This window comes from Nocardioides pyridinolyticus (assembly GCF_054653575.1).
Genome location: NZ_BAAIFY010000006.1, coordinates 132,403 through 155,007, shown reverse-complemented (window position 1 = coordinate 155,007; position 22,605 = coordinate 132,403). Strand labels below are relative to the sequence as shown.

The 22,605-nt window shown below is 70.4% G+C and carries 18 protein-coding genes and 1 pseudogene; 16 read left to right on the top strand and 3 right to left on the bottom strand.

What is annotated here, in order from left to right:
- Positions 1 to 69 precede the first annotated feature (69 nt).
- From ACYQ0U_RS07810 to ACYQ0U_RS07770, 9 genes are all read left to right on the top strand, one after another.
- On the top strand, positions 70 to 369 hold the full coding sequence (locus tag ACYQ0U_RS07810) for an MTH1187 family thiamine-binding protein (protein ID WP_459971281.1): 300 nt from the start codon (positions 70 to 72) through the stop codon (positions 367 to 369).
- Positions 369 to 1,016 carry a thioredoxin-like domain-containing protein gene (locus tag ACYQ0U_RS07805; RefSeq protein WP_459971279.1) on the top strand — a complete coding sequence of 216 codons (648 nt, stop codon included), beginning with the start codon at positions 369 to 371 and terminating at the stop codon, positions 1,014 to 1,016. The genes ACYQ0U_RS07810 and ACYQ0U_RS07805 overlap by 1 nt, the downstream gene beginning before the upstream one ends.
- 32 nt (positions 1,017 to 1,048) lie before the next feature.
- Positions 1,049 to 1,453 (top strand): secondary thiamine-phosphate synthase enzyme YjbQ, encoded by a 405-nt coding sequence (locus tag ACYQ0U_RS07800; protein WP_459971276.1) that lies wholly within the window; start codon positions 1,049 to 1,051, stop codon positions 1,451 to 1,453.
- Between the two features lie 226 nt (positions 1,454 to 1,679).
- Complete coding sequence (locus ACYQ0U_RS07795) at positions 1,680 to 3,383, top strand: formate--tetrahydrofolate ligase (RefSeq protein WP_459971272.1); 1,704 nt, start codon at positions 1,680 to 1,682, stop codon at positions 3,381 to 3,383.
- A gap of 10 nt (positions 3,384 to 3,393) precedes the next feature.
- Positions 3,394 to 3,777: a DUF3054 domain-containing protein gene (locus tag ACYQ0U_RS07790; protein WP_459971270.1), complete on the top strand. Its 384-nt coding sequence runs from the start codon at positions 3,394 to 3,396 to the stop codon at positions 3,775 to 3,777.
- An 8-nt stretch (positions 3,778 to 3,785) separates the two neighbouring features.
- Entirely contained in the window at positions 3,786 to 4,538 is a 753-nt protein-coding gene (locus ACYQ0U_RS07785; RefSeq protein ID WP_459971268.1) for a thioesterase family protein, read from the top strand.
- Between the two features lie 96 nt (positions 4,539 to 4,634).
- Complete coding sequence (locus ACYQ0U_RS07780) at positions 4,635 to 5,768, top strand: S8 family peptidase (RefSeq protein WP_459971266.1); 1,134 nt, start codon at positions 4,635 to 4,637, stop codon at positions 5,766 to 5,768.
- A 99-nt stretch (positions 5,769 to 5,867) separates the two neighbouring features.
- On the top strand, positions 5,868 to 6,848 hold the full coding sequence (locus ACYQ0U_RS07775; protein ID WP_459971263.1) for a magnesium transporter CorA family protein: 981 nt from the start codon (positions 5,868 to 5,870) through the stop codon (positions 6,846 to 6,848).
- A gap of 248 nt (positions 6,849 to 7,096) precedes the next feature.
- A complete protein-coding gene (locus tag ACYQ0U_RS07770) occupies positions 7,097 to 8,047 on the top strand; it encodes an MFS transporter (protein ID WP_459971260.1) in 951 nt (316 codons plus the stop codon).
- Positions 8,048 to 8,150: 103 nt separating this feature from the next.
- On the opposite strand, the gene ACYQ0U_RS07765 is transcribed toward ACYQ0U_RS07770, so the two are convergent.
- Entirely contained in the window at positions 8,151 to 9,479 is a 1,329-nt protein-coding gene (locus ACYQ0U_RS07765) for a hypothetical protein (protein ID WP_459971258.1), read from the bottom strand.
- Between the two features lie 721 nt (positions 9,480 to 10,200).
- Between ACYQ0U_RS07765 and ACYQ0U_RS07760 the strand changes: the two genes are divergently transcribed.
- From ACYQ0U_RS07760 to ACYQ0U_RS07745, 4 genes and pseudogenes are all read left to right on the top strand, one after another.
- Positions 10,201 to 11,391 carry an aromatic ring-hydroxylating oxygenase subunit alpha gene (locus tag ACYQ0U_RS07760; RefSeq protein ID WP_459971256.1) on the top strand — a complete coding sequence of 397 codons (1,191 nt, stop codon included), beginning with the start codon at positions 10,201 to 10,203 and terminating at the stop codon, positions 11,389 to 11,391.
- A 245-nt stretch (positions 11,392 to 11,636) separates the two neighbouring features.
- Complete coding sequence (locus ACYQ0U_RS07755) at positions 11,637 to 13,067, top strand: IS1380 family transposase (RefSeq protein ID WP_459971254.1); 1,431 nt, start codon at positions 11,637 to 11,639, stop codon at positions 13,065 to 13,067.
- 273 nt (positions 13,068 to 13,340) lie between these two features.
- Positions 13,341 to 14,414, top strand: a pseudogene (locus tag ACYQ0U_RS07750) (integrase core domain-containing protein); the annotation flags it as partial.
- A 342-nt stretch (positions 14,415 to 14,756) separates the two neighbouring features.
- A complete protein-coding gene (locus ACYQ0U_RS07745; protein ID WP_459971252.1) occupies positions 14,757 to 16,058 on the top strand; it encodes a 13E12 repeat family protein in 1,302 nt (433 codons plus the stop codon).
- A gap of 199 nt (positions 16,059 to 16,257) precedes the next feature.
- Here ACYQ0U_RS07745 and ACYQ0U_RS07740 read toward each other — a convergent pair whose 3' ends face one another.
- Both ACYQ0U_RS07740 and ACYQ0U_RS07735 read right to left on the bottom strand, forming a co-directional pair.
- A complete protein-coding gene (locus ACYQ0U_RS07740; RefSeq protein ID WP_459971249.1) occupies positions 16,258 to 16,581 on the bottom strand; it encodes a hypothetical protein in 324 nt (107 codons plus the stop codon).
- A gap of 300 nt (positions 16,582 to 16,881) precedes the next feature.
- Complete coding sequence (locus tag ACYQ0U_RS07735; protein WP_459971247.1) at positions 16,882 to 17,733, bottom strand: hypothetical protein; 852 nt, start codon at positions 17,731 to 17,733, stop codon at positions 16,882 to 16,884.
- 503 nt (positions 17,734 to 18,236) lie between these two features.
- Here ACYQ0U_RS07735 and ACYQ0U_RS07730 point away from each other — a divergent pair.
- From ACYQ0U_RS07730 to ACYQ0U_RS07720, 3 genes are all read left to right on the top strand, one after another.
- Complete coding sequence (locus tag ACYQ0U_RS07730) at positions 18,237 to 19,265, top strand: alcohol dehydrogenase catalytic domain-containing protein (protein WP_459971415.1); 1,029 nt, start codon at positions 18,237 to 18,239, stop codon at positions 19,263 to 19,265.
- A 376-nt stretch (positions 19,266 to 19,641) separates the two neighbouring features.
- Positions 19,642 to 21,117, top strand: coding sequence for a mannitol dehydrogenase family protein (locus ACYQ0U_RS07725; RefSeq protein WP_459971245.1), 1,476 nt, complete (start codon positions 19,642 to 19,644; stop codon positions 21,115 to 21,117).
- Between the two features lie 147 nt (positions 21,118 to 21,264).
- Entirely contained in the window at positions 21,265 to 22,605 is a 1,341-nt protein-coding gene (locus tag ACYQ0U_RS07720; protein WP_459971243.1) for an ABC transporter substrate-binding protein, read from the top strand.

Genomic DNA, 22,605 nt, shown 5'->3' with positions numbered 1-22,605 from the left:
AGTCGGCGCTGTCTCAGCGGAGACAGCGCCGACTCGGCGCATTTCGGAGGCGGTCGATACCGTTTCCGCATGATCGTCGCGTTCAGCATCTCGCCGACCACCGGGGACGAGACCGGCAGCGTGTCCGAGGCCGTCGCGGCCGCCGTGCGGGTGGTGAAGGAGTCCGGCCTGCCGTACGAGCTGAACTCGATGTTCACCAACGTCGAGGGGGAGTGGGACGAGGTGATGGCGGTCGTGAAGCGCGCCGTCGACGTCGTCGCCGAGGTCTCGCCGCGGGTCGGGCTGGTCCTCAAGGCCGACATCCGGCCGGGGTGGGACGGCCAGCTGACCGCGAAGGTCGAGCGCGTGGAGAGCATCCTGGGCGACTGATGTCGGACCTGCCCACCCATCCGCCGCCGGCGTACCCGCCGCCCCCGCCCCCGTCTGCGGAGCAGTCCCCGAAGCGCCGGGCACTGCCGGTCGTGCTCGCGGTCGTGACCGCGGTGCTGCTCATCGGCGTCGCCGCGAGCGTGCCGCTGGTGCTGCGCCAGCTCGACGCCGACGACGTGGCGCGCGAGGGCCCGGTCAACCTCGACGCCGTCGAGATCTACGACGACCTCGACCCGGCGCACACCGAGCAGGACGTCGACTACCCGCAGCGCCCGGCCGTCGGCGGCCCGCACGCGCCGGTGTGGCTCGAGTGCGGCGTCTACGACGAGCCGGTGCGCGAGGAGAACGTCGTGCACGACCTGGAGCACGGCACGGTCTGGATCACCTACGACCCCGCGGCCGACGTCGACGCCGACGCGCTCGCCGGGCTGCTGCCCCAGAACGGCATCCTCTCGCCGTACGACGACCTCGGCTCGCCGGTCGTGGTCACGGTGTGGGGCCGCCAGCTCGCGCTCGACGGGGCGGACGACCCGCGGCTGCCGCTGTTCATCGCCACCTACGAGGGTGGCGAGACCGCACCCGAGCCGTTCGCGTCCTGCGCGGGCGGCGTGCGGTCCCCGTCCGGCCAGCAGGGGTCGAGCGTCTAGCCCGGCCACGGCGACGTGCGACGATCGGTCGGGTGGACTCCGAGACCCGTACGTACCGCACCGGCGACCGCGACGTCGTCCTCGACCTCACCCACGACTGCCAGGAGTTCGTCTCCTCGCGCGGGGACGGCCTGCTGCACGTCTTCGTCCCGCACGCCACCGCCGGCATCGCGATCCTCGAGACCGGCGCCGGCAGCGACGACGACCTCCTCGCCGCGCTCGGCGACCTGCTGCCCGCCGACGACCGCTGGCGGCACGCGCACGGCAGCCGCGGCCACGGGCGCTCGCACGTGATGCCGGCGCTGATCCCGCCGTACGCCACCGTCCCGGTGCTCGGCGGCCGCCTCGCGATCGGGACCTGGCAGAGCATCTGCCTGGTCGACCTCAACGTCGACAACCACGAGCGCGACGTGCGGCTCAGCTTCCTGACGGGCTGACCGGGCCGGCTGATCACTTTGTCGACAATTTGGCGGGGACGTGGGGACGGCAGGCCCGTCGCGGTCGCTGCCGTGCCCGCGCCCCTCGGCATCTCGGCCACGCCGGACCCGACGATGCCGGTCCAGGACGTGGCGTCCGTCGACGCGAGGACCGACGAGGTCTTCGCGCGCTTCATCCTCTAGCGAGGGTCCGGCCCGGAGCTCCACTCGTGGGCTAGCGTGCGAGGTGAACACGGAGGAGGTGTCGACGGTGCTGTCGGACATCGAGATCGCCCGTGCGGCGACCCTGCGGCCGATCCGGGACGTGGCCGCCGAGACGCTGGGGATCGAGGAGCGGCACCTCGTGCCGTACGGCCACTTCAAGGCGAAGATCGACCCCGTCTACCTGGCGTCGCTCGCCGACCGGCCGCTCGGCCGGCTCGTGCTGATGACGGCGCTCTCGCCGACGCCGCCGGGGGAGGGCAAGACCACCACGACGGTCGGGCTCACCGACGCGCTGCACGGGCTCGGGCACCGTGCGCTCGCGTGCCTGCGGGAGCCGTCGATGGGGCCGGTGTTCGGCATGAAGGGCGGCGCGGCCGGCGGTGGCTACAGCCAGGTCGTGCCGATGACCGACATCAACCTGCACTTCACCGGAGACTTCGCGGCGATCGCGGCGGCCAACAACCTGCTCGCGGCGCTCATCGACAACCACGTGCACCACGGCAACGAGCTCGACATCGACGTACGCAGCGTCACCTGGAAGCGCGTGCTCGACATGAACGACCGCGCGCTGCGCTCGGTGGTGGTGGCGCTCGGCGGCCACGCCAACGGCTTCCCCCGCGAGGACGGCTTCGACATCGTCGTCGCCTCGGAGCTGATGGCGATCTTCTGCCTCACCGAGTCGTGGGCCGACCTCAAGCGCCGGATCGGCGACATCGTCATCGGCTACGACCGGTCGACCCAGCCGGTCACCGCGCGCGACCTCGGGGCGGACGGCGCCATGGCCGCCCTGCTCCGTGACGCGATCGCGCCCAACCTGGTGCAAACGCTCGAGGGCGCGCCGGCGTTCGTGCACGGCGGCCCGTTCGCCAACATCGCCCACGGCTGCTCCTCGGTGATGGCCACGCGCGCCGGCCTGCGGCTCGCGGACATCGTGGTGACCGAGGCCGGCTTCGGGGCGGACCTCGGTGCGGAGAAGTTCGTCGACATCAAGTGCCGCAAGTCCGGCCTGCGCCCCGACGTCGCCGTCGTCGTGGCGACCGTGCGGGCGTTGAAGTACCACGGGGGAGTGGCGCTCGCCGACCTCGGCACCGAGGACCTGGCCGCCGTCGAGGCCGGGATGGCCAACCTGCGCCGCCACCTCGACAACGTCCGCGACGTCTACGGGATCCCGTGCGTCGTCGCGGTCAACCGGTTCCCGACCGACACCGCGGCGGAGGTCGATCTGGTCGTGGCTCTCTGCGCGGCCGAGGGTGTGCAGGCCTACCCGGCCACGCACTTCGCCGACGGCGGCGCCGGCGCGGCCGAGCTGGCGAAGGGGGTCCTGGCCGTGCTCGACGAGCCCTCGCCGTACTCCTTCTCGTTCACCTACCCCGACGAGCTCTCCCTCAGCGAGAAGGTCACCGCGGTGGCCACGCGCCTGTACGGCGCCGGCCAGGTGACCTGGGACGCCGCGGCCCGAAGGCGGCTCCAGCGGATCGAGCGGGACGGCTACGGCTCGTTGCCGGTGTGCGTCGCGAAGACGCAGTACTCGTTCTCCACGGACCCTGCGGCGGTCGGCGCTCCGTCCGGCCACGAGCTGCACGTGCGCGAGGTGCGGCTGTCGGCCGGCGCCGGCTTCGTGGTGGTCGTCTGTGGCGACATGATGACCATGCCGGGCCTCCCGCGGGACCCCTCGGCCGCGCGCATCGATCTGGCCGACGACGGCACGATCCTGGGGCTCTCGTAGCCTTTCTCGCGTGACTCCGCGCCGGCTCTGTCCGCTCCTCGCCGACCTCGTCTGCGTCCTCGCTCTGGCGCTCGGCGGCAAGAACACCCACGGCGCCGCCGACTCCTCGTGGGTGGTGTTGGTGATCGCGTGGCCGTTCGCGCTGGCTGCCGTGCTGGCCCACGCGGTGCTGCTCTGGCCGGGCTGGTCGGCCTCCCGCGTCTGGCCGTCCGGAGTGGTGGTGCTGGCGGCGACGTACGTCCTCGGCATGGGGCTCCGCGCGCTGTCGGGCCGCGGCCTCGCCCCGGGCTTCCTCGTCGTGGCCTTCCTCTTCCTCGCGGTGACGATGCTGGGCTGGCGGCTGGTCGCGGCGCGGACCGACCGGCGTCGAGCCGCTTCGTCGACACGTGTATGAATGTCTCGATGTCGAGCTACTTCGTCCGGACCGGCCCCGCCACGTTCCTGCCCACCGCCCACGTCGGGGGCGCGTGGAAGCTCGACGAGCAGCACATCGCTCCCGCGCTCGGACTGCTGACCCACGCGGTCGAGCGCGGCGCGTCGATGCCGATCTCGCGGTTGTCGTTCGACATCCTCGGCGTGATCCCGCTCGAGGAGGTCACGGTCGCGGTGCGGGTGCTGCGCCCGGGGCGCACGGTCGAGCTGGTCGAGGCCGAGCTGTCCCATGCGGGCCGGCCGGCGGTGCTGCTCCGCGCCTGGCTGATCGCGTCCCGGGACACCTCCGCGCTCGCGGGCTCGGGGCTGGCCCCGCTGCCGCCGCCCGACGCGATGGCGCCGTGGGACCCGACCACGGTCTGGCCGGGCGGCTTCATCGAGTCCACCCAGCTGCGCCGTGAGCAGGAGGCTCCGGGTCGCGGGCGGTTCTGGGTCCGCACCGACGTGTCGCTGCTCGACGAGCCGGTGAGCCCCCTGGCCGCGGCCGCCGGCCTGTTCGACATCGCCAACGGCATGACCATCCGCGCCGACCCCGGCGTCGTGGCGTTCCCCAACGTCGACCTCACGGCCCACCTGGTCCGGACGCCGGAGCGCGGCTGGCTGGGCTTCGACACCACGGTCACCTTCGGCCCGGCCGGGCACGGGATGACCAGCAGCGTGCTCCACGACGAGCGCGGGCCCTTCGGCACGATGACGCAGTCGCTCACCGTCCGCCCGAGGTGACGGCTCACCGGTGACGCCGGCGCCGTGACTCCTGGGCCGCCGGTCCGTTCAACATCACGACACAAGCGCCGCACGAAACGGAAAGGCACGTCCCCCATGCGTCGAATTCTCGGATCAGCCGTACCCCTCGCGGTGGCCGCCGCGCTGCTGCAGGCCGGCAGCGCCCAGGCAGCCACGAACGACCCCTTGCGCGACCTGCAGTGGGGCTTGGACCAGGTCCACGCCGAGCAGGCGTGGACCACGACGAGAGGCGCCGGAGCGGTGGTGGCCGTGGTGGACACCGGCGTCGACTTCGCCCACCCGGACCTGACGGCCAACCTCCTCCAGGGCGCCACCTTCACCGGCTGCGCCGGACAGGCGCCCTGCGGCAACGGTGACTACCGCGGCCCGGACGGCGTGAACAACGGCGACGAGCACGGCACCCACGTGGCGGGCATCGTCGCGGCCGTCACGGACAACGGCATCGGCGTGGCCGGCACCGCCCCGGACGCCAAGATCCTGCCGGTCAAGGTGCTCGAGGACGGGAGCGGCTCCTTCGAGGAGATCGCGGCGGGCATCCGCTGGTCCGCCGACAACGGCGCCGACGTCATCAACCTGAGCCTGGGCGCCCTGCCCGGCGTGCAGGCCCTGACCCTGACGGGGCTCGAGAGCTCGGTGACCGAGGCGGTCGCCTACGCCAACAGCAAGGGCGTCGCGGTCATCGCGGCGGCGGGCAACACGGGGACCGCCCTGTGCAACACCCCGGCCTTCGAGCCCGGCGCTGTCTGCGTCGCCTCGACCGACCGGAACGAGGCCAAGAGCTGGTTCTCGGAGCTCCCGAACAAGCCCGACCTCAAGGCGGTCTCGGCCCCCGGCGGTGCGGGCCTCGCGTTCTGCGAGGACGACATCGTCTCCACCGTGCCGCTGGGCACCGGCAGCGCCGGCTGCGGCGAGGAGGACTACGACTTCTACGCCGGCACGTCGATGGCCACCCCGCACGTCGCGGGCGTCGCGGCGCTGCTCTTCGCGCAGGGTCGCGACCTGGCCGAGGTCGAGAGCGTGCTGCTCGACACGGCGCGGCAGCCCCTCACCGAGGTCACCGGCGTCTACTCGCCGGTCTTCGGCTGGGGCATCGTCGACGCCGCCGCCGCCACGGCGACGCCGGTCACCACGGCCCCCGCGGCCGCCGCCCCTGCGCCCACGAAGGCGAAGGGCGGCAAGGGCGGCAAGGGCGGCAAGCCCCGCCCCTGAGGCACTGAGTCACTGAGCCACGGCACCTCCTCGGGCGCGGCCCGAGGAGGTGCCGTCACGCTCCTTTACGGGCGTCCGCGACTGGGACACGCTGGCCCCATGGACGTCCGATTCGTAGACGCGTCCGGAGCGCATCGGCAGGAGAGCGGCGCCCTTCTCTCCCTGCTGGACCGCGACGACGGCTTCGTCTGGGTCGACGTTCCGCAGTGGGACGACCAGGTCCGCGAGCTTCTCTCGCAGCTAGGCTGTCATCCCCGAGTGCTCGAGGACTGCGAACGGCGCAACCACGTGCCGACCGTGCACAGCTACGTCGACCACTACTTCGTGATCACGCACGCGCCGTTGGAGGGTGACAGCGGCCACGTGCACATGCTCGAGCTGGACCAGATCATCGGGGACCGGTTCCTGGTGACGGTGCACGGCCCCCTGAACCCGGTGGTGGACCCGCGCGAGGCGCTCGTGGAGACCTCCGCTGTGCGCGGCCGGATCGAGGCCGGCCGGTTCGCCCCCGCAACGCCGGCCGAGCTCTCCTATGCGCTCTCCTCGGCGCTGGCCCGGCGACAGCGAGCCCTCGTGGGTCTGGTCGCCGAGAAGCTCCCCGGTCTGGAGCACGAGGTGATGCAGTCTGCGCTCACCGACCCGGAGGTCCTGCTCGAGCGGATGTTCCTCATCCGGCACGAGCTGATCACCGCCCGGACGATGGCCGCTCAGACGCACGACGTGTACGCCCGGGTCGGCTCACTCGACCGCTTCGTGCCGGAGCCCTCCCGTCTGTTGGCCCGGGACCTGGCCGACCAGTTCAACCGCGTGCGCTCGATCGCTGACGGCGAGGCCCAGTTCCTCTTCGGGGTCATCGAGCTCTACCAGACGAAGGTCGACACGAAGATGACCCTGGCCATGGAGCGGCTCGCGGTGATCGCGGCGGTCACTTTGCCGATCACCGCCCTGGCGTCGGTGTACGGCATGAACGTGATCGTCAACCAGAGCACGCACGTCACCCAGCTGGTCGCCGTCGTGGCGGTCATGCTGACCATGTCGGGCCTGCTCCTGCACTGGGCCCATCGCCAGGGCTGGTGGTGAGGCCCACACTCTTCGAGCCGGAGTTCGGTCGAGAAGTGTCCTGTTGTGCCAACAGTCGTCCCTGTTCGCACGAAGTCTCGAGTGGTCTCCCCAATGGTCATGCGCGTCCTGCCCCGGCGCCCCCAGTCAGTCAGCACGTCAGTCAACAACTCAACCGACACCTCAATCGGTCAAACCGGCTCCGGCAGCCGCGCACGGCGTGCGCGGCACAGCCCCTGGCGCAGCCTGCGCCACCGCAGCATGCGGCTGTGGACGGCATCGTCGCGGCCGCGGACGGCCCGGCCGTCTCGCTGCTCGGCAACGAGCTGGTCCCCCAGGAGGACGTGCCCTCCGCGATCGCGGTCGGGTCCACCGCCGCGAACCTGGGCCGGCTGGGCGGTACGGCGCTGGCCGGCACCGCGGTGACCTTCGTCGGCATCAGCGCGGCGTACGTCGTCAACGGCCTGTCCTTCCTGCTCGTCGCGGCGACCATCCCGTTCCTGCGCAGCGCCCCGCGCCCGGCCGCCTCCGCCGACCCGGTCACCCCGCCGGCCGGCACCATGCCGTCGATCGCGGGCCGGCAGGGCGCGCGGGCCGGGGTCCGCTACCTGCTCGGCGACCGCGCGTTGCTGACCCTGCTGCTGGTGGTCCTGGTCACGACCCTGCTCGGCCGCAACTACACGCTGAGCACCGCCGCCCTGGTCACCGGGCCGCTCGGCGGCTACGCCCAGGTGAGCACCGCCCTGGCGGTCGGCGGCATCCTCGGCGCGCTGCTGGCCGGCTTCGTCCGGGTGCCGCGGCTCGGTGTCGTGCTGGCGCTCGCGGTCGCTGCCGCCGGCCTGCAGACCCTCGTCGGGCTCAGCCCGGTGCTGGCCGCGGTCGTGCTGCTCGCCATCCCCATGGCCGCCGCCGAGGGCGCGCTGGCGACCGGCACCCAGACGATGCTGCAGACGGTCCCACCGGAGTCGATGCGCGGCCGGGTGCTCGGCGCCTGGCGCACCGCCAGCACCAGCTGGGGTCTGGCCGGACCGCCGGTCCTCGGGGCGCTGCTCGAGTTCCTCGGTGCCCGCAACGGGCTGATCGTCGGGGGCCTCGCCAGCATCCTGCTGCTGGCGGGTGTCGCCGCGGTGTCGCTGCGGCGCCGTCGCACCGACCTCGATGGCGCGAGCGTCGTGCCACTCCCGCACGCCGCTTCTGCCCCGGCCCGGGCGGCCGCCTGACCTCGAGCGGTCGGTGTCGTCGTCCTTCCGTACGGCGCAAGGATGCGTCCTTGCTTCGTCGGCTTCGCCGACATCGGAGGTGGTGGCCGAAACCGATGAGACCTCACCTCTCGTTCAGCCTACGGATCAGCCGGAACAGGACGCCCCCGAGCAGCAGGAGTAACAGGACGAGCACCGCTCCGCGGAGGACGATTCTCGCCAGGAGCTGCTCCTGGCCTCCGAGGAAGTTGTAGCTGTCGGCGAGGACCGAGACCAGTGTCAAGGACGTGAGCGCTAAGAGCACCACATTGATCAGATCGCTACGTCGGCGCGCCGCGTCCTGCTCGTCCGCCGCCTGCACGTTGTACAACACGTCGACGCCATCGGTTATCTGTGTGTGCTTCTCCTGCAGCTTCTCTTCCGCCTCGAACGCATCGAAGTACTTCTGGTCCTCCTCCGTCACGCTGATCAAGTCGTACCGCGTCAGATTCACGACGGCCAGGGACGTGGCGCGAAGCCGGTTCAGCTTCTGCGGGTCCGCGCGGTACGCAAGGCCTTCGCTGTAGGCATCCACCTGCTTGCGGATGGCGTCGAGCACCAACGTCGAGTAGGCGTTGCAGACGCCGGCGAAGACGTGCGTGACCTCGATGTCGGCGAGTATTCGCTCGGCCTCGCGCATCATCGTCGGATCGTCCGCGCCAGTGTGCAGGCCCTTCGCCTCAAACACGAACAGCTCCGAGCTGTGGTACAGGCACCCGTGGAGCTCAAACTCGAGCGAGGTCACCCTATCGGGGGTCATGTCCCCCACGAGCGCGTCTACGGCGGCTCTGTCACCGGGATCGATGCCCAGCACGACATGCCGAAAGTACGTGAACTGAGTTGACTCCTGGTAGTTCTCTGCGTCGGTCCTGATCGCCGCGATCGGGCGCCTGGTGAGCTCCTCGAGCGGTCCGTGGGTGACCTTCGCCGCCCGGTCTCGGTGGCTGGTCGCCGCGGCGAGAAGGTCGGCGGACACCTGGGGGGTGTAGCCGGCGAACTCGAAGCAGTTCAGGAGACCATCGCAATAGCGAACAGGCAGGCTTGGACTGAATCGCAGATGCACGTAGACCACCCCGACCGAGTAGACGGTGAGGGCGCAGCGTTCGACGGGGTGGCCGGCAACGAGTTCGGCCATTCGGGTCTCGAAGGCGCTCAGCGGCCCGTCGATATCCGCCGACCAACCGAGCGCCTCCTCCCCAGCCAGCCGGTGGACCTGGTACTGCGCCTCAAGTCGCCACCTTGAGAGAACCGGTCCGGAGGGTTCCAGGACGAGGGTCGATCCCCACCCGAGCGGGTTGTCGATGCCCACTTCACCGAGGCTGGCTGCCGGCCTGCGGAAGTCCTCCTCGAATGCGCTGTCCGCAATTCCGAAGGAGGAGCCGAGATCAAACGTGCTGACGAGGAGTGGTCTCATGGGCTTCTGCTCCCTCGGTGAGGGTTCGCGGTGTTCTGAGACTGACGACGCTCCTCGCGGCGACGACATCGGTCAAGACGTTGGGCGGGGCGCATCGCAAGTTCGAGGAGATCGTGGGGGCAGCCCCGGGCCCCCGCTTGGCAGTCCGCGAGAACTTGCTCTACCCCCGTCGGGGTCCTACGGGAGGCGCAGGCCGTGGGATCTTCACCGAGGCGGCGTCCGAGTCGCATAGCGATGCGGTCGACGGAACTCTCGACATCGACCTGGGCCAGACGCTCTTCGCCACCGGCCGACCTGGCGTCTTACTGGGCGGAGTGCCCCAGCGGCAGAGATCACCCAAGACCCGCGCGCTGCTAGATTCGCGTCATGTTCGGCATCGGCGTGATCGAGCTCGTCGGCGCGCTCATCATCATCGTGATGATCGCCTGGATCCTGAAGCGTCGCTAGCCCACCGCTCCAGCAGCCAGGCGTACACCTCGGCCTCGTAGGCGAGGTGGCCGAACCGCCCCGACGGTCCGACGTGCTCGCCCGCCCGTCGAGCGGGGTGTCGCGGTGGGGCAGCAGGGTCGGGGGAACGAGCGTCCCGTCCGCGGAGGGGAAGGTGCGGCGCTCGGTCGGCGCTCACCGACCCGTCGTACGCGGTGCACTGGCTCGTGTGAGGTGGAGCGGACCCGTCCCGAGGCGGCAGAATCCAGGCAGTACGTGTGAGGAGGAGGCAGCAATGAGCGATCTGGTACGTCTCCAGGACGAGATCCGCGACCGCGACGGGTCCGTTCCGGCCATGCTGCCCGGGACCGCCTACACCTCGGAAGAGGTGCTGGCCTGGGAGCGGCGGCATCTCTTCGCGGGCGGCTGGACCTGTCTGGGCCGGCTCGCGGAGCTGCTGCCGGCCGCGCTGGAGGAGGACGGCAAGCCCGCCACCCAGCGCGCGGTGATGGTCGGCGACGTGTCCGCGCTGTTGACGCGGTCCGGTGACGCCGTGCGGATGTTCGCGAACACCTGCCGCCACCGCGCCCACGAGCTGCTCCCGGACGGGGACGCGTCGGCCCGGAGGTCGGTCATCTGCCCGTACCACGCATGGTCCTACGACCTCGCCGGCGACCTCGTGGCGGCGCCCGGCTACCGCGACGAGCCGGGCTTCGACCCGGCGGCGTACTCGCTGGTCGAGCTCCCGGTCACCGTGTGGGAGGGGTGGGTCTTCGGCCACGCCGCGCACCGCCTCGGTGACCCCGACGTGGTGCCGTTCGAGGAGTACGTCGGCGAGCTCGGGGGGATCGTCGCGCCGTACGACATCGCCTCGCTGGTGCTCGCCGAGCGCCACTCCTACGAGATCGCCGCGAACTGGAAGATCGTCGCGGAGAACTATCACGAGTGCTACCACTGCCCGCTGATCCACCCCGAGCTGTGCCAGGTCACGCCGCCGACGTCCGGCGACAACTACGACCTGCCCGGCGCGTGGGTCGGTGGCTCGATGGTGCTGCGTGACGGCATGCGGACGATGTCGCTGACGGGGGAGTCCAACGGCGTGCCGATCCCCGGCGTCGCGGCCACCGCGGTGGAGTACCTCCACCTCCTCCCGAACCTGCTGATCTCGCCGCATCCCGACTACGTGATGACGCATCGGCTGGTGCCGCTCGCGCCCGGCCGGACCTGGATCGAGTGCTCCTGGTACCTCGTGCCGGAGGCGGACGGCTCGGTGCCCGACCCGACCTTCGCCGTGGAGTTCTGGGACCTCACCAACCGCCAGGACTGGGCCGCCTGCGAGTCCGTCCAGCGCGGCCTGGCGTCCCCGCACTACGCGCCCGGCCCGTTCTCGCCCTCCGAGGACGCCGTCGAGCGGTTCGTCGCGCTGGTCTCCCGGGCCTACGTCGGCAAGTCGCTGCACGATTACCGACACCGGGCTCATACGTAGGAGCTGACGGCGCGGCGGGTGCCGGTGGGCGTCGGTGGGCGTCGGTAGTTGAGGAGGGCGTCTGCGCCCGTCTCGGAGCCACCGCTCGCGGCCGGGGAGCATGGGTTGCGGGCCGGCGCTAAGCCCGGATCCACCGATGAGTTGGGCTGGTTGAGCGTGCCGTAGAACGAGAATGCCCTTGCGTGGCGGGAGAATCGGAGTTCTTCAGGCAACGATTCGACCGAAACGCAAGGGGCATCTCTGAGGTGAAACTCTCTCACACGCTGCGGGCTTCCTCGGCAGCCTTCGATGATCCCAATCTGGTGTCGGCCGGCGGCCTGGTTCCGGTGCTCGCGTTGGCCGAGTCCGCCGGACTGCGTGACCTGGCTGATGAGCACCTCACGGTGCCGACCGACAAGGGCGCGAACGCCGGTCTGAAGGTCGCCTCGCTGGTGGCGGGGATGGTCGCCGGTGCGGACTCGATCGATGACATGGCCCTGCTGCGGCATGGCGGGATGGGCCGGGTCTTCGCCCGGGCCTACGCGCCCTCGACGCTGGGGTCGTTCCTGCGGACGTTCACCTTCGGCCACGTCCGCCAGCTCGACGCGATCGCATCACGGTTCCTGACCGCGCTGGCCGGGCTGACCGGGCTGCTGGGCGCCAGGGCCGCGTCCGGGGCGGACACCGACGGAACCGGGTACGCATTGCTCGATGTCGACGACACGATCATCGAGGTCCACGGCTACGCCAAGCAGGGCGCCGGGTTCGGCTACTCCGGTGTCCGTGGGCTCAACGCGCTGCTCGCCACGCTCGCGACCGCGACAACGGCGCCGGTGATCGTGGCCCAACGACTCCGCAAGGGCGCGGCCGGGTCGCCACGCGGCGCGAAGCGGCTGGTCGGCGACGCGGTGCGGACCACCCGACGGCTGCTCGGCACGACCCAGCCGGTGCTGGTGCGGATGGACTCGGCCTTCTACGGCCGCGGACCGGTCCACGCCGCGATCAACGGCGGTGCCGCGGTGTCGGTCACGGTGCGGATGGACAAGGCGGTCAAGAGGGCGATCGCCACCATCCCCGACCACGCGTGGACCACCATCGAGTACCCCGACGCCATCTTCGACGAGACCACCGGCCGCTGGATCTCCCGCGCCGAGGTCGCCGAGATCGGCTTCACCGCCTTCGCTGCGCAGAAGAAGTCCGAGCAGGTGCCGGGCCGGCTGGTCGTGCGCCGGATACCCGACTTCAACGCCGAGAAGAACAAGGCCGCCGGCCAGGACGCCCTGTTCGACACCTGGCGCTTCCACGCCTTCTTCACCACCGCCGACCCCAAGGTCCTCGACACCGTCGCCGCCGACAAGACTCACCGCCACCACGCCGTCATCGAGCAGGTCCACGCCGACCTCAAGGACGCCGCGCTGGCACACCTGCCATCCGGTGTGTTCACCGCCAACGCCGCCTGGCTGGTGCTCGCCGTCATCGCGTTCAACCTCACCCGCGCGGCGGGCACCGTGGCGGCACCAGACCTGGCACGGGCGACCACCGCGACGATCCGCCGCAAGCTGATCACCGTGCCGGCACGAGTCGCGACCTCGGCCCGCCGCATCACCCTGCACCTGCCTCGAGCCTGGCCCTGGCAGCCCGCCTGGACCGCACTCTTCGACCGGGTCAGCGACCCACCACCCGTCCTCGCGGCCTGACCACCCAGCAGCCACCGCTGCGCGACCGAGGATCACTGTGGACGACCCGGACAACGAGGTCCGGCAGATCAACACGCCCACGACCCCTCATACCCCGCCAATCCCGATCACGCGCTCACCGCCATGGCCATCGGTGGATCCGGGCTAAGGCACTTGTCCGATCCTCAAGAGTGCGATGTCATGTCGCAGGACATCGGTGACGAATCTCCATCAGGACATCGGTGACACTTTAAATCGTCTTGGTGGTGACACTTCTGCCCCGAGGCTTCGGCGGTGGCAGCCAGTGAACCCATCGATCCCCGTGTCCGTCTCGCGATCTCCCAGTGGCCCGATGACGCACCGCGCGGGGCGGTCTCGACGTTCTGTGCCGAGCACGGCATCTCCCGCAAGTCGTTCTACGAGCTGCGCAAGCGCGCCAAGACCGAGGGACCGGCCGCGGTGCTCGAGCCCCGCACCCGCCGACCGAAGACGAGCCCCTCGAAGCTGACCGAGGCGGTCAAGGCCCAAGCGGTTCAGGTGCGCGCGGCGCTCGAGGCGTCCGGGCTGGACCACGGGCCGATCAGCGTGCACGACAAGATGCACGCGATGGGCCTGGACGTGGTGCCCTCGGTCGCGTCGCTGGCTCGGATCTTCCGCGAGGCTGGCGTTGCCCGACTCGAGCCGAAGAAACGACCTCGCTCGGCCTGGCGGCGGTTCGTCTACCCGGCCCCGAACGCGTGCTGGCAACTGGATGCCACCGAGTACGTCCTGACCGGTGGCCGCAAGTGTGTGATCTTCCAGCTCATCGACGACCACTCCCGCTACGCCGTGGCGTCCCACGTCGCCTGGGGCGAGACCGTCATGGACGCGATCAAGGTGGTCGACAAGGCCATCGCCGCCCACGGTGTCCCGCAACGGCTGCTGTCCGACAACGGACTCGCGCTCAACCCCTCGCGGCGCGGGTACCTGGGCCAACTCGTCGACCACGTGTCGCGGCTTGGGGTCGAGCCGATCACCGGGAAGCCGTACAAGCCGACCACCCAGGGCAAGAACGAACGCTTCCACCAGACTCTGTTCCGCTACCTCGACAAGCAGCCGCTTGCCGAGTCGCTGGCCGAGCTGCAGGCTCAGGTCGACGCCTTCGACCACATCTACAACACCGAACGTCCGCACCAAGGGCTACCGGGCCGCGTCACACCGTTGGCGGCATGGGAAGCAACACCGAAGGCCAACCCGCCCCGCCCCAGCACTGATCAGAAGCCATGGTTCGAGCGGCCCGTGCCGCAGCGGTACATGCACCCGCAACCACCCCCGCCGGCCGAGCTGCCAGCCGACACCCGCATCCGGAAGGTCAGCACCGGCGGCACCGTTCACGTGGACAAGGTCTTCTACAAGATCGACGTCGACCACGCCTTCAAACAGGTCCTCGTCATCACCGAGGGCACTCAGCCCGGAGACAAGATCACCATCACCGACCTGCAAGGCGAGATCCTCGCCGAACACGTCCGACCCGCCGTCGGGATCAGCTACGTCGGCAACGGCCGACCACCCGGAACACGTCCGAAGAACCCCCAAGTGTCACCGAAGTCCTGACACATCAGGTGTCACCGAAGTCCTGATGCAGAACTGTCACCCATGTCCTGAGACATCACACCTCAAGAGTGCGATCAAGCCTCTTGCATTCGAACATACATTCGAATACTATGTGGTATGGCCGCACTCGGGATGCTGGACGACTTGTCGGAGGACGAGCTCCTCGACGTCGCCGGCGCGTGTGCGGAGACGGCTCGTCAGGCGGAGGTCGATCTGCTGCGCGTGGCCTACCAGTGGGCGGTGCTGCACGCGGCCGACCGGCTCGACCCCGCCGAGGCCGCTCGGCCCGGACGTGAGCGGGCCCGGCAACTGGGTGGTCCGGGCACTCCGGAGGTCACCGAGTTCGGGGCCGCCGAGCTCGGGGCGCGGATCGGGCGCTCGCCGTACGCCGCGGCCCGGCTGATCGGCGACGCCCTGGACCTCTACCGCCGCCACCCCGAGCTGTGGGCGCGGGTGCAGGCCGGTCAGGTGCGCGCCTCCTACGCCCGGCACGTCGTCGCCAAGACCCGCGACCTGGAGCCCGCCGAGGCGGCCTACGTCGACGCCGCGGTCGCCGAGTCGGCCGACGGCCGCATCGCCTGGTCCCGGTTCGAGGCGCTGGTCGAGGCCAAGGTCGCCCAGGCCGCCCCCGAGGCCGCCCGCGAGCGCGAGGAGCAGACCGCCCGGGCGACGTTCGCCCGCAAGATCGCCGGCGAGGCGCACGGCATGGCCACCTTCCTGGTCCGCGCCGACGTCGCGACCATCGACACCATCGAGGCCGCCGTCCGCGCCGAGGCCGAGCGTCTCGACCCCGAGCTCCCCGCCGACCTCCCCGCCGACGAACGCCGCGTCCGGGCCGTCCTGCGGCTGGTCACCGGCAGCGACACCGCGTCGGTGGACGTGCAGCTGTTCGTCCATGTCTACGACGGCCCCGACCGCGAGAGCCTCGCGCGTCTGGAGGGCCACGGCCCGGTGACCGAGCGCTGGGTCCGCGACGTGCTCGGGCCCCAGGCCCGCTTCACGATCCGCCCGATCCTCGACCTGGCCGGGCAGGCCCCCGTCGACGCCTACGAGATCCCCGACCGACATAGGCGGGCCGTGCATCTGATGACGCCGGCCGACACCTTCCCCTTCGCCTCCTGCACCTCCCGCCAGATGCAGGTCGACCACACCGTCCCGTACGACGAGGGCGGGGAGTCCAGCGTGGGCAACTACGGCCCGATGACCACCCCGCACCACCGCCTCAAGACCCACGGCCGGTGGCGGGTCCGGCAGCCCTTCCCCGGCATCTACCTCTGGCGCGACCCCCACGGCGCGTTCTACGTCGTGGACCACACCGGCACCCGTCGGCTCCCGAACGCGCCCGCCGCGTCCCGGCCCCGGGCGGTCGTGGTCGAGATGTGGCACCCGTCGTTCAAGCTCGACTACGCCGCTGCCTGACTGCCTTCGTAGGAATGTCATCGCGGCGGTGTCACGCCACGCCATCCAGGAGCACCGATGACCAAGGGATCCGACATCGTCGCGGGCGTAGTCGAGTGCCTCCTCCTGGGCCTCATCGTCTGGGCCGGGTTCGCCTGTGCCCGCACCCACGAGACGAGAGCTCCGGACGCTTCGCGAGCACGTGTCAGGCCGAGTCAGTTCACGTGTGCAGAGCGAGGGCCTCGAAGTGCCGATCCGTGCATTGCACCGAGGCAGTGACCTGTCCGCGCTGCCACAGCGATGCCTTCACGTCTGCTGGGGTCAGGGCCGGGTCGGTGGCCTCGGTGGCACGCACCATGAGCGTCGTCCCGACATACCTCGCCGGGCCGGACCTCACCTGCACCTCCAACCGGTACGGCAGCCGGATGTCCCCGTCGAACCGGGCCTGCTTCGACCCGGTCACCCCGAGCCAGTCGCCGGTCAGTTCGAACGTTCCGGCGGTGCCGCAGCGCAGTCGGCGGACCCGGCAGCGCCGCCACTGCAACCGGACAGCCCCGCAAGAAGCATCGATCCGGCGACGATCGTGCTCGCCGGGCCCGCGGACCTCGGCATGCCGGACGTTGTCATGGACGTGGGACGAGTGTGGGACGTTCGGGGTTCCTGCGAAGACACATCACGCGACCGCACATCGGCTCCGGTCGCTTCGGCCACCGCGTTGCTGACCCCCCCGTCATCACGAGCCTCCTTGCGATCTGGGTCCCTCAACTCAGCCAGACGAAGCAGACCTGCGTTCGTTGCCGGCGAGACGACAGAGGGGCACGTTCCGTGACCAGGCGGTCTTCTCCTAGACCGTCGTGTCGCTGGCCTTCGGCGTCGAAGGGTCCTCGGTTGCGTCCTGACGTCGCCGGGGGAAGAGGTCCCAGCTCGCGACGATCCACGCCGCGCCGAAGGAACTGAACGCCATCAGCTCACCCATGTAGACCGGTGGGGCAAGCCAATGGGGACCTAGCAAGCACCAGATGGCGCCGAGCAGGACGCCGGCCATGCAGCCCAAGTACAGGTAGGTCCGTGCGAACTCCTTGCGCCTGCTCGGGTGCCGGCGCAGCAGCTTCCACACGTTGCGGACCCCCAGTCGCCCGGGAGCCAGCCTGTGGGCGGCTTTGCCGTAGCCGAACTCTCTCAGAGCGAAGACCAGGCATAGTGCCGCGAACGAGACGACGACGAACGCTGCGGCCGTCTTGTGTGCCACCTCTACGGCACCTTCGCCCAGGGTCTCCTGGATTGCCGCGCAAGGCGGCGCCGTGACGGTGGCGCAACTGGTTCCGCTGGCGTCCACGTCGGGGCGCCCAGTCGGGAAGGTGGCTACGGACAGCACCGCAATCCCCGCAACGAGTGAGAGCGAGAAGTCCCAGGTCTTGAACTTCCACCACAGGTAGCTGACGAGAACGACGCCAGTGGCCCAGAGTCCGCCGACGAACAGGTCGCGCGCCGGGGAGTGGTAGTAGGCGCTCATGGATCCCCGCACCTCAGCCTTACCGTCCAGGAACGCAGCGTCGACGACGACGAGTGTCAGTGGCAGGGCCAGTCCCAGGAAGCCGATCAGGAACCGGATGCCGAGGTAGGACTTGTTGAAGTCGTCGATGAAGTTCCCGTCCGGGTCCTGACGGTCGTACGTCGTCAACGTCGGCCAGCGCATCAGCTCACCTCCGCGGTGTGCTTCGAGGCGATCGTTTCGATGGTCCCAGTCGCTGGGTCGCCTTACAAGGCCCCCTCGGGGAGTGGGTTGAGCTTGGTGAGTTGGGGCAGAAGACCGGGGCGTCGGGCGAACGCGGCTCGGCCATACGGGAACCTCTCGCACTCCTCGTTCCATCGGCGTCGGACCTCGGCCGGAAAGCCCGTCCGTGGCCAGCGCTGACAGGCCTGCTCAATTGCCGCTGGATCGATCTTCCAGGCGTAGGTGCCGAGGACGTCCATCAGGCTCCCGGCTCGCAGGTAGTACGCCAGGGGAGTCGCCGGCCGCACGTCCACGTGAGTGCTGACGGCCATGGCTGCGTTCTCTGCCGTCCGAAGCCGATGATCTCCGGTTTCGATGAACGCAAGGGACGCAGCGCAACCAGCTCCCACGGTGAGACCCGAACAAGGAGGACGGGCGATCGCATCAGCGTACGCCCGCGCAACTAGGGTGTCGCCGTGCGCGCGATGGTGGTCGAGGCAGCCCGGTCCCGGCCAGTGGTCCAGGAGGTGCCGGACCCCTCCGCGCCGGCCGGCGGCGTCGTGGTGCGCGTCGTGGCCACCGGACTGTGCCGCAGCGACTGGCACGCCTGGGCCGGGCACGACGACATCGCGTTCCCGCACGTGCCGGGGCACGAGCTGGCCGGTGAGGTGGTCGAGGTCGGCGCGGGTGTCACCCGGTGGCAGGTCGGCGACCGGGTCACCGTCCCGTTCGTCTGTGGCTGCGGACGATGCGTGTGGTGCCTGGACGGGAACGCCCAGGTCTGTCCCGACCAGGAGCAGCCCGGCTTCACGCACTGGGGCTCGTTCGCGGAGTACGTCGCGCTGCACGCCGCGGACAGCAACCTGGTCGCCCTCCCCGAGCACGTCGACTTCTCGACGGCGGCCAGCCTCGGGTGCCGGTTCGCCACGGCGTACCGCGCGCTGGTGGGGCGCGCCCGGGTCACCCGGGGCGAGTGGGTCACCGTCATCGGAGCGGGCGGTGTCGGCCTCAGCACGGTGATGATCGCCAGCGCCCTCGGCGCCCGGGTCATCGCGGTGGACCGCAACCCCGAAGCCCTCACGGCCGCAGCCGCGCTCGGGGCCGGTCACACCCTGCTCGCCGGCGACCTCGACGTGCCTGCGGCCGTCGTCGAGCTCGTTCCGGGTGGCAGCCACGTCGCGGTCGACGCGGTGGGCAGCGAGCAGACGTGCGCTGACGCCATCCTCAGCCTGCGCCGGCGGGGTCGCCTCGCCCAGATCGGCCTCCTCCCACCGCTCGAGGGACACCCCCGGGTGCCGATGTCACGGGTGATCGCCTGGGAGCTCGACCTGCTGGGCAGCCACGGCATGGCGGCGGCGGACTACCCCGACATGATGGCGCTCATCGAGACCGGCGCCCTGCAGCCGCAGAGGCTCATCGAGCGCACCATCGGACTGGAGGAGGCCGCGGCGCTACTGCCCACCTTCGACCGAGCCACCGTGGCCGGCATGACCATGATCGACCCCACTCGCTGAGCCAGCGGGCCACGGGTCCGGCATACCCCATTTGGGGGGGCGACGACGGCACCGGGGCCACGTAAATTCCGGCCTCGTGTTCACGCCCACGTCGATTGTCTGGTCCCGCGCGCTCCGTGCTCACACGGCTCTCGCTCGTGAGAACGCGCGGCACGCTGCCCGGGTTCTGCGCGAGCGCCGCGCCGAGCGTGAGGAGGTCGAACGCTTCCTGCTCGAGACGCGTCGGTAGGCCTGCGCCCCGCTAGTCCGTCATCTTCCGGCGCCAGATCATCCGACACCCGAGCCGTGCCGCCGCGTACTGCCGCAGATCGAAGGTCTCTGGCAGGATGGAACATCAGGTCCTCCTCCAGGCGTCCAAGAACCAGCGAGGAAGCAGATGACCGTTCTCAGCAGTTCGAACCTGGCCATGATCGCGGCGACCGTCCCGGTGCCGAGCTACGACCGCGAGCGGCTGCGCACGGGCATCGTCCACATCGGGGTCGGCGGTTTCCACCGCGCTCATGAGGCGATGTACATCGACTCGTTGATGGAGCGTGGCACCGGTCACGACTGGGGGATCACGGGGGTGGGCCTGCTCCCGGGAGACCGTCGTATGGCTGACGTCATGGCGAAGCAGGACTGCCTCTACACCCTTGTCCTGAAGCACCCGGACGGGTCTCGGGAGCCCCGGGTCATCGGCTCGCTGGTCGACTACCTGTTCGCGCCCGAGCAGCCCGAGGACGTGCTCCGGGTCATGGCCGAGCCGTCCACGCGCATCGTGTCCCTGACCATCACCGAGGGCGGCTACCACGTCAACCAGGCGACCGGCGAGTTCGACGCCGAGGCGCCGGCCATCCGGCACGACCTGGCAGCCGGTGCCGTGCCGAGCACGGCGTTCGGCTTCCTGGCCGAGGCGCTGGCCCGCCGCCGGGCGGCTGGGGTCGCGCCGTTCACCGTGATGTCGTGCGACAACATCCCGGGGAACGGGGGAGTCACGCGACGGATGCTCTGCGCCTTCGCTGCGCTGAAGGACTCCGACCTCGCGCCGTGGATCGAGGCGAACGTCCGGTTCCCCGACTCGATGGTGGACCGCATCACCCCGGTCACCACCGACGACGACCGCGCCGAGCTCGCGGAGCGCTTCGGGGTCGAGGACGACTGGCCGGTCGTGTGTGAGCCCTGGACGCAGTGGGTGCTGGCCGACGACTTCGGCACGGAGCGGCCGCCGTTGGAACAGGTCGGGGTCCAGGTCGTCGACGACGTCGAGCCCTACGAGCTGATGAAGCTGCGGCTGCTGAACGGCAGCCACCAGGCCCTCTGCTACCTCGGCTACCTCGCCGGCTACCGCTACGTCCACGAGGTGTGCACGGACCCCCTGTTCGTCGACTTCCTCACCGGCTACCTCGACCATGAAGGCACGCCGACGCTGCCGCCGGTCCCGGGAGTCGATCTGGAGGCGTACAAGCGGGAACTGATCGTGCGCTTCGCCAACCCCGAGGTCAGGGACACCCTGGCCCGGCTGTGCGCCGAGAGCTCCGACCGCATCCCCAAGTGGCTGGTGCCAGTGATCCGCGCACAGCTCGAGCGCGGCGGCGAGGTCCGGCGGTCCGCGCTGGTGGTCGCGTCCTGGGCGCGCTACGCGGAGGGAGTGGACGAGAGGGGCGAGCCCATCGAGGTCGTCGACGGTCGCCGCGACGAGGTGATGGCTCGAGCACGCGCCCAGGCCGAGGACCCGCTGGCGTTCCTGCGCGACCCCAGCCTCTTCGGCGATCTCGTCGACGAGCCCCGGTTCACCACTCCTTACCTCGACGCCCTCCACCTGCTGCACGACAAGGGCGCCCGGGCGACGGTCGAGGCATGGGTGCGACAGTGACGGCCGCCCGAACCCGGCCGTCTCGATCCTGGCTCCACCGCATGAGCCGGTCATAGCGCCGCACCCGGCACAAGAGCCACGCGGCGGCCACCTTCAACTCGGGGAGTAACCATGGCGACGAGACGACCGACCCGACGCTTGTCCATGATGGCCGCGGCCACCCTCGCGGCCCTCGGCCTCTCTGCCTGTGGCGGCTCGGCGGGCTGGGGAGGCGGCGCGGGGGGCGGCGGACCGGACACCATCAACGTGCTGATGGTCAACAACCCCCAGATGGTCGACCTGCAGCAGCTGACCGCCGAGAACTTCACCAAGGAGACCGGCATCGGGGTGAACTTCACCGTGCTCCCCGAGAACGACGTGCGCGACAAGATCAGCCAGGAGTTCTCCAGCCAGGCCGGCCAGTACGACGTGGCGTCGCTGAGCAACTTCGAGATCCCGATCTACGCCAACGCGGGGTGGATCGCGCCGCTCGACGACTACATCGCCCAGGACGGCGCCTTCGACCAGTCCGACATCCTGGAGCCGATGACGACCTCGCTGTCGAGCGAGGGCTCGGTCTACGGCGAGCCGTTCTACGGCGAGTCCTCCTTCCTGATGTACCGCAAGGACATCCTCGAGCAAGCGGGCATCACCATGCCCGACAACCCGACCTGGCCCGAGGTCGCCGACATCGCGGCCCGGGTGGACGGCGCCGAGCCGGGCATGGCCGGGATCTGCCTGCGCGGGCAGCCGGGCTGGGGCCAGCTGTTCGCGCCGCTGACCACCGTGGTCAACACCTTCGGCGGCACCTGGTTCGAGGCGGACTGGACCCCCAAGGTCGACGCCCCCGAGTTCACGGAGGCCACCGAGTTCTACGTCGACCTGGTCCGAGCGCACGGCGAGAAGGGCGCCCCGCAGGCCGGGTTCACCGAGTGCCTGAACAACCTCACCCAGGGCCAGGCCGCGATGTGGTACGACGCCACCTCGGCCGCGGGATCCCTCGAGGCCGACGACTCGCCGGTCAAGGGCAAGATCGGGTACGCCCCGGCGCCCGTGGTCGAGACCGACTCCTCGGGCTGGCTGTACGCCTGGGCGTGGAGCATCCAGGAAGCCAGCACCAAGAAGGACGCGGCCTGGGAGTTCATCTCGTGGGCCAGCAGCAAGGAGTACGAGAACCTGGTCGGCACCGAGCTCGGGTGGTCCCGAGTCCCTGCGGGCAAGCGGGCCTCCACCTACGAGAACGCCGAGTACCTCGAGGTCGCGGCTGCCTTCGCCGAGCCCACGAAGTCGGCGATCGAGTCCGCCGACCCCGAGAACCCCGGGGTGCAGCCCCGCCCGGCGATCGGGATCCAGTTCGTCGACATCCCCGAGTTCCCGGATCTGGGGACCCAGGTGAGCCAGGACGTCAGCTCGGCGATCGCCGGAAAGACCTCGGTCGAGGATGCGTTGGCGGACGGTCAACAGCTCGCCGAGGACGTCGCAGAGCGTTACCAGTCACGGGAGGAGTAA

Bases quoted from the DNA above. Each gene is read 5' to 3' on its own strand.
- ACYQ0U_RS07810 (WP_459971281.1), top strand. From the start codon at position 70: ATGATCGTCGCGTTCAGCATCTCGCCGACCACCGGGGACGAGACCGGC.
- ACYQ0U_RS07805 (WP_459971279.1), top strand. From the start codon at position 369: ATGTCGGACCTGCCCACCCATCCGCCGCCGGCGTACCCGCCGCCCCCG.
- ACYQ0U_RS07785 (WP_459971268.1), top strand. From the start codon at position 3,786: ATGTCGAGCTACTTCGTCCGGACCGGCCCCGCCACGTTCCTGCCCACC.
- ACYQ0U_RS07780 (WP_459971266.1), top strand. From the start codon at position 4,635: ATGCGTCGAATTCTCGGATCAGCCGTACCCCTCGCGGTGGCCGCCGCG.
- ACYQ0U_RS07775 (WP_459971263.1), top strand. From the start codon at position 5,868: ATGGACGTCCGATTCGTAGACGCGTCCGGAGCGCATCGGCAGGAGAGC.
- ACYQ0U_RS07765 (WP_459971258.1), bottom strand. From the start codon at position 9,479: ATGAGACCACTCCTCGTCAGCACGTTTGATCTCGGCTCCTCCTTCGGA.
- ACYQ0U_RS07760 (WP_459971256.1), top strand. From the start codon at position 10,201: ATGAGCGATCTGGTACGTCTCCAGGACGAGATCCGCGACCGCGACGGG.
- ACYQ0U_RS07745 (WP_459971252.1), top strand. From the start codon at position 14,757: ATGGCCGCACTCGGGATGCTGGACGACTTGTCGGAGGACGAGCTCCTC.
- ACYQ0U_RS07735 (WP_459971247.1), bottom strand. From the start codon at position 17,733: ATGCGCTGGCCGACGTTGACGACGTACGACCGTCAGGACCCGGACGGG.
- ACYQ0U_RS07730 (WP_459971415.1), top strand. From the start codon at position 18,237: ATGGTGGTCGAGGCAGCCCGGTCCCGGCCAGTGGTCCAGGAGGTGCCG.
- ACYQ0U_RS07725 (WP_459971245.1), top strand. From the start codon at position 19,642: ATGACCGTTCTCAGCAGTTCGAACCTGGCCATGATCGCGGCGACCGTC.
- ACYQ0U_RS07720 (WP_459971243.1), top strand. From the start codon at position 21,265: ATGGCCGCGGCCACCCTCGCGGCCCTCGGCCTCTCTGCCTGTGGCGGC.